This window comes from Pseudomonas sp., from assembly GCF_050739655.1.
Taxonomy (GTDB): Bacteria; Pseudomonadota; Gammaproteobacteria; order Pseudomonadales; family Pseudomonadaceae; genus Aquipseudomonas.
Window position 1 is genome coordinate 1 of the sequence record NZ_JBOIBY010000189.1, and the last position, 5533, is coordinate 5533.

A 5533-nucleotide genomic window follows, 5' to 3' on the forward strand; every position below is an offset into this window, starting at 1 on the left:
ACTCGCGCCAGTTGCGAGCGAAGCTGGTAGACTCCGCCGCCATTATGATTCGACTTCAGAACCTGACTTTACAGCGTGGCCCGCAACGTCTGCTAGAAGACGCCGAGCTGACCCTGCACGCCGGCCACAAAGCCGGCCTCATCGGTGCCAACGGCGCCGGCAAATCGAGCCTGTTCGCCTTGCTTCGGGGTGAACTGCATCCGGATTCGGGTGACTGCTTCCTGCCGGCCGATTGGCGTATCGCCCACATGCGCCAGGAGGTCGACACGCTCGAACGCCTGGCGGTCGACTACGTGCTCGATGGCGACCTGCGCCTGCGCCAAGTGCAACGCGACCTGGCGGCAGCCGAAGCGGCCCATGACGGTGCCGCGCAGGCCCGCCTGCACTCGGAGCTCGACAGCGCCGACGGTTATACCGCCGACGCCCGGGCGCGCAAGTTGCTGGCCGGTCTGGGCTTCACCAACGAACAGATGGACCGGCAAGTCGGAGATTTCTCCGGTGGCTGGCGGATGCGTCTGAACCTGGCGCAGGCCTTGATGTGTCCATCGGACCTGCTGCTGCTCGACGAACCGACCAACCACTTGGATCTCGACGCCATCATCTGGCTCGAAGAATGGCTCAAAAGCTATCCCGGCACCTTGATGCTGATCTCCCACGACCGGGATTTCCTCGATGCCGTGGTCGATCACGTGGCCCACGTCGACCAGCGCAAGATCACCCTGTATCGCGGTGGCTACAGCGCCTTCGAACGTGCCCGTGCCGAACGACTGGCCCAGCAACAGCAGGCCTACGAGAAGCAGCAGGCGCAACGTGCGCACATGGAAAGCTACATCGCCCGCTTCAAGGCCCAGGCCACCAAGGCACGTCAGGCCCAGAGCCGGATCAAGGCGCTGGAGCGGATGGAAGAGCTGACCGCGGCGCACGTCGATTCGCCGTTCGATTTCGTCTTCCGTGAATCGCAGAAGATCTCCAGCCCGCTGATCGACCTGTCCGATGCCCGCCTGGGCTACGGCGAAAAAACCGTGCTGGAAAAGGTCAAGCTGCAACTGACTCCGGGCGCGCGCATTGGCTTGCTCGGCCCGAACGGCGCCGGTAAGTCGACCCTGATCAAGAACCTTGCCGGTGAACTGTCGCCATTGGCCGGGCGGTTGACCCGCGGCGAGAACACCGTCGTGGGTTACTTCGCCCAGCATCAACTCGACTCGCTGGACGCCAAGGCGAGCCCGTTGCTGCACTTGCAGCGCCTGGCCCCGACCGAGCGCGAGCAGACCTTGCGCGATTTCCTTGGCGGTTTCGACTTCCGTGGGGCGCGGATCGACGAGCCAGTACTGAATTTCTCTGGTGGCGAAAAAGCGCGTCTGGCGTTGGCTTTGATCGCCTGGGACCGACCGAACCTGTTGCTGCTCGACGAACCGACCAACCACCTGGACCTGGAAATGCGCCTGGCGCTGACCATGGCCCTGCAAGAATTCAGTGGTGCGGTGCTGGTGGTCTCCCACGACCGTCACCTGCTCAAAAGCACCACCGACAATTTCTTCCTGGTGGCCGATGGCAAGGTTGAAGAGTTCGACGGCGACCTGGAAGACTACACCCGTTGGCTGGTCGACTACCGTCAGCGCAATGCGCCGGTCAGCAGCACTCCAGTCAACCCGGACAAGACTGACAAGAAGGCCCAGCGTCAGGCCGCAGCTGCGTTGCGTCAGCAACTGGCGCCGCACAAGCGTGAGGCTGACAAGCTCGAAACCGAGCTGGGCAAGCTTCACGAGAAACTGGCGAAGATCGATACCAGCCTCGGTGACAGCGACATCTACGAGCCCGCGCGCAAGAATGATTTGCGTGATCTGCTGGCTGAACAGGCAAAGCTGAAGGTGCGTGAGGCAGAAGTGGAAGAAGCGTGGATGGAAGCCCTGGAACTGCTTGAAAGCATGCAGGCGGAGCTGGAGGCGCTGTCCTGATGGACGCTTTCAAGCTGCCGCTGCCGGCGATGTGGGTCGAGCCGATCTGGCTCGGCGCGCAAATCCTGCTGATTCTGCTGGCCGGCTACTTTGCACAGCGTTTCGTCGCCAAATGCCTGACCCGTCTCGGTGAGCGCTATCCGTTTCCGCCGCAGTTGCTGATGCCGCTGCGCGGGGGCCTTCGCTGGCTGATCATGGGCAGCGCGCTGATTTTCGTGCTGGAGCGCCTCGGGGTTTCAGCCACGGTGCTCTGGACCGCATTGTCCGGTTTTGTCGCGGTCGCGGCGGTGGCGTTTTTCGCCATGTGGAGTGTGCTGTCCAACCTGCTCTGCGCGATCCTGATCTTCACGGTCGGCCCGTTTCGCCTGGGTGATGTGGTCGAGTTGGTGGACACCACCGACAAGCCTGGGGTCAAAGGCCGGGTGGTGGCGATCAATCTGCTCTACACCACGCTGATTGAGGCAGAAGAGCTCGGCACGGGCAGCGCCATGGTTCAGGTGCCCAATAGCCTGTTCTTCCAGCGTTCGGTTCGGCGTTGGCGTGGTAGCGATGTGTTCCCTTCCAGTGGGTTTGAAAAGTAAGGCTCCTGTAGGCGCTGTCGAGTGCAACGAGGCTGCGATCTTTTGTTTGTTAAGAGCAAAGTCAAAAGATCGCAGCCTGCGGCAGCTCCAGGGGAGCCGAGATACTGAAGATGAAAACGCTCGCCGGCACTCGACACATCCTGCAAAAAATAGGTAGTCACCGGCCCAAAGCCGCATTAGCTTAGATGTCTGTTACGAGTCTGAGTCGAGGTGTGTGATGGAGCTTCAAACATGGCTGGCGTTTTTTGCCGCCTGTTGGGTGATCAGTTTGTCCCCCGGTGCTGGCGCCATTGCGTCGATGTCCAGCGGTCTGCAATACGGTTTCTGGCGCGGTTACTGGAACGCCTTGGGCCTGCAGTTGGGCCTTGCAGTACAGATTGCGATTGTTGGCGCCGGTGTCGGCGCAATTCTGACGGCCTCTGCCACCGCCTTTTATGCGATCAAATGGTTTGGCGTGGCGTACCTGGTTTTTCTCGCGATCAAACAATGGCGCGCTCTGCCCAGTGACATGAGTGATGACGCAGCGATCCGGCAGATTGGCAAGCCGATGGCGCTGGTGTTCCGTGGGTTTCTGGTGAACATCAGCAACCCCAAGGCGCTGGTGTTCATGCTTGCGGTGCTGCCGCAGTTCATTGATCCGCATGCCCCCCTGCTGATCCAGTACGTGATCATTGGCGTCACCATGATTTGCGTGGACCTGATTGTCATGGCCGGGTACACCGGGCTCGCTTCCAAGGTGCTGCGCATGCTGCGCACGCCAAAGCAGCAGAGACGCATGAACCGTACCTTTGCCGGTTTGTTCATTGGCGCGGCGGCGTTCATGGCAACGTTGCGTAAAGCCGCCGTCTAACCCGCACCATCCGAAAACTGTAGGAGCGAGCTTGCTCGCGAAGAACCTGAGAAGCCCGCGGGGTGTCAGTTGCCGATCGTCATCGTTGACGACCATCGCGAGCAAGCTCGCTCCTACAGATCACATCAAAGCTTGAGTGAAAATCATTGAGAGGGAACAATACGTTACTTCTTGTTTCCAATTGAGATTCATTCATGATTGCCCCGTCCCGTTTCCTGGCCTGGCTGGTCGCGCCGGTGTTTGCCCTATGCAGTTTCAATCTGCTGGCGGACACGGTGGAAGGCGCGCCGCAAGCCCTGCATTTACTCGACTACATCGGAGCGGATTACCCGCAGGCGGTGCAAGCAGGCAAGGTCGTCAACGAGTCCGAATACCGCGAGCAGCTGGAATTCGTCCGGGCGCTGCAAGGCTTGGTGTCCTCGATGCCGGGCAAACCGGAAAAGGCCGGGCTGGAACAGGGAATCGGCGCGCTGCGCAACGCGATCACCGCCCGTGAAGACGGTGCGGATGTTGCCCGTCAGGCGCGGCAACTCGGCGCGAAACTGGCGGTGGCCTATGAAGTGAGCCAGGCGCCGATCATTACTCCGGACCCCACCCGTGGTGCACCGCTGTACGCTCAGCACTGCTCGGTGTGCCATGGCGATACCGGCGCGGGTGATGGTCCCGCGGGTGTCGGCCTGACACCGCCACCGGCCAATCTGCGCGATAACGCGCGCCTGGATCACCTGAGTCTCTACGCGATCTACAACACCCTGGGACTGGGAGTTGAAGGCACCGACATGCCGGCTTTCGCCGATCAACTGGATGATCGTCAACGCTGGGACCTGGCGACCTACATCGCCAGCTTCAGCGCCGCCCCGGCGACCGCCAGCAGCGACAAGATCTACAACATTGCCGATCTGGCCCGTCAGACGCCGTCCGAAGTACAGGCCGCCGACGGCCCTCAAGCTGCCGCGACCTTCCGCGCTCAGCGGGCGCAGCCGCCGCAGGTCAAGCGTGGCCCGGCGCAACTGCTCGACTACACCGCCGCGACGCTGGACAAGAGTGTCGCAGCCTACCGCACCGGCGATCACGATCAGGCCTATGACCTGTCGGTGGCGGCGTATCTGGAAGGCTTTGAACTGGTCGAGAGCTCCCTGGACAACGTCGACGCCAACGTGCGTAAAGACACGGAAAAATCCCTGATGGCTTACCGTCAGTCGTTGCAGGATGGCTTGCCGATTGAGCAAGTCGAGCAGCGTCTGGAAGCGGCCAAGGCCAAGTTGAAGACGTCTGCCGGTTTGTTGGGCAGCGACGGTTTGAGCTGGTCCCTGAGCTACATTTCCGGCTTGCTGATTCTGCTGCGCGAAGGGCTGGAAGCGATTCTGGTGTTGGCGGCGATCCTTGCCTTCCTGCGCAACACTGGCCAGCAGTCGGCGGTGCGCAGCGTCAACGTCGGTTGGGGCCTGGCGTTGTTGGCCGGCTTGGGTACCTGGGCGTTGGCGGCGTATGTGATCGATGTCAGCGGTTCGCAGCGTGAGCTGCTGGAGGGCGCTACGGCATTGTTTGCCAGCGTCATGGTGCTGTGGCTTGGCGTCTGGATGCACGACCGTCGTCATGCCGCGGCCTGGCAGGATTACATCAAGAGCAGCCTGGTGGGCGGCGGCGGACGTTTCGGCTTTGCCATCCTGGCGTTCTTCTCGGTGTATCGCGAACTGTTCGAAGTGATCCTGTTCTACGAAACCCTGTGGTTGCAGGCAGGCCCGGCAGGCCATGACGCGGTGCTGGCCGGTGGTGCGACGGCGCTGGTGCTGTTGGTGGGCCTGGCGTGGGTCATCCTGCGTGGTTCGGCGAAGCTGCCATTGGCGTTGTTCTTCAGCATCAACGCCGGCCTGCTGTGCGCGTTGTCGGTGGTGTTCGCCGGGCACGGCGTGAAGGCGCTGCAGGAAGCCGGGATCTTCGGCACGCGGCCTGTTCCGTTCTTTGAGTTTGATTGGTTGGGGATTCATGCCGATGCCTATTCGCTGACGGCCCAGGCTGTGGCGATTATTGCGATTGTTGTCTTGTATGGTCGCAGCTGGGTGGCTGAGAAGCGGCGGGTGGCTGTTTCCTGACCGAGTGATTCTTTAAAAGATCGCAGCCTGCGGCAGCTCCTACAGGTGTACGCC

At 61.4% G+C, this 5533-nt stretch carries 4 protein-coding genes; all 4 read left to right on the plus strand.

The window, feature by feature from the left end:
* The first annotated feature begins 44 nt into the window (after window positions 1-44).
* The 4 genes from ACRESJ_RS09280 (at window position 45) to ACRESJ_RS09295 (ending at window position 5479) form a co-directional block, all read left to right on the plus strand.
* The gene (locus ACRESJ_RS09280; protein ID WP_431757647.1) at window positions 45-1955 is read left to right on the plus strand and encodes an ATP-binding cassette domain-containing protein; all 1911 of its coding nucleotides are present in this window, start codon (window positions 45-47) and stop codon (window positions 1953-1955) included.
* The gene (locus ACRESJ_RS09285) at window positions 1955-2536 is read left to right on the plus strand and encodes a mechanosensitive ion channel domain-containing protein (RefSeq protein WP_431757644.1); all 582 of its coding nucleotides are present in this window, start codon (window positions 1955-1957) and stop codon (window positions 2534-2536) included. The genes ACRESJ_RS09280 and ACRESJ_RS09285 overlap by 1 nt, the downstream gene beginning before the upstream one ends.
* A gap of 217 nt (window positions 2537-2753) precedes the next feature.
* On the plus strand, window positions 2754-3386 hold the full coding sequence (locus ACRESJ_RS09290; RefSeq protein ID WP_431757645.1) for a LysE family transporter: 633 nt from the start codon (window positions 2754-2756) through the stop codon (window positions 3384-3386).
* Window positions 3387-3580: 194 nt separating this feature from the next.
* Window positions 3581-5479: an FTR1 family protein gene (locus tag ACRESJ_RS09295; RefSeq protein ID WP_431757646.1), complete on the plus strand. Its 1899-nt coding sequence runs from the start codon at window positions 3581-3583 to the stop codon at window positions 5477-5479.
* Window positions 5480-5533 lie beyond the last annotated feature (54 nt).

What these genes read in the sequence shown, in the direction of transcription:
- ACRESJ_RS09280 (WP_431757647.1), top strand. Translation starts at nt 45, where the DNA reads ATGATTCGACTTCAGAACCTGACTTTACAGCGTGGCCCGCAACGTCTG.
- ACRESJ_RS09285 (WP_431757644.1), top strand. Translation starts at nt 1,955, where the DNA reads ATGGACGCTTTCAAGCTGCCGCTGCCGGCGATGTGGGTCGAGCCGATC.
- ACRESJ_RS09290 (WP_431757645.1), top strand. Translation starts at nt 2,754, where the DNA reads ATGGAGCTTCAAACATGGCTGGCGTTTTTTGCCGCCTGTTGGGTGATC.
- ACRESJ_RS09295 (WP_431757646.1), top strand. Translation starts at nt 3,581, where the DNA reads ATGATTGCCCCGTCCCGTTTCCTGGCCTGGCTGGTCGCGCCGGTGTTT.